The following is a 719-nucleotide window of genomic DNA, read 5'->3' on the forward strand; positions in this document are numbered from 1 at the left end:
CCTTCGGCCTGGCACTCGTGCTCACGGAGGCGATCCGGCTGATCTGGGGCGCGGATGCGCGACAGGCGGAATTGCCGGATTCCCTCTCCGGCATCGTCTTCGTGATGGATGAGCCCTTCCCCATCTACCGGCTGCTGCTGATCGGCTCCGGCCTGGCCTGCGCGCTGCTGTGCTGGGCGGGTCTGCAACGCACGCGCCTCGGCCTGCTGCTGCGCGCGGCATCGCAGAATCCGACGATGACCGCCGCGCTCGGCAATGACGTCGGCCGCGTGCGCGCCGCCGTCTTCGCCATGGCCTGCGCGCTGGCGGCGCTGGGCGGCGCGCTCGCCGCACCGCTGCTCAGCGCCTCGCTCGGCCTCGGCTCCAACGTGATCATCGATGCCTTCGTGATCGTGATGATCGGCGGTATGGGCAGCTTCATCGGTACGGCTGCAGGCAGCCTGCTGGTCGGCTTCGCGCAGACCTTCGGCAACTACTACGTGCCGGAGCTGGCGCTCGGCATGACCTACGCGCTGATGATCGCCGTGCTGGTCATGCGCCCCGGCGGATTGTTCGGGCGCGCGGAATGAGGCCGGCCGATCCCCGCTGGGTACTGCTGCTGATCGCGCTCGCGGGCGTGCTGGGATTTTTCCTCCCTGGCTACGCCACGACGCTGCTGACCGAAGCGCTGATCCTCGCCCTCTTCGCGCTAAGCCTCGACCTGCTGGTCGGCCATGCGC

General features: G+C 69.1%; 1 protein-coding gene. It reads left to right on the forward strand.

Annotated features, from left to right (window positions below; genetic code table 11):
* A partial coding sequence (locus AC1DWF_RS34395; RefSeq protein ID WP_476842964.1) for a branched-chain amino acid ABC transporter permease occupies window positions 1-569 on the forward strand: 569 nt, incomplete at its 5' end.
* Between the last annotated feature and the right edge of the window lie 150 nt (window positions 570-719).

Source organism: Aminobacter sp. P4_D5, from assembly GCF_056401815.1.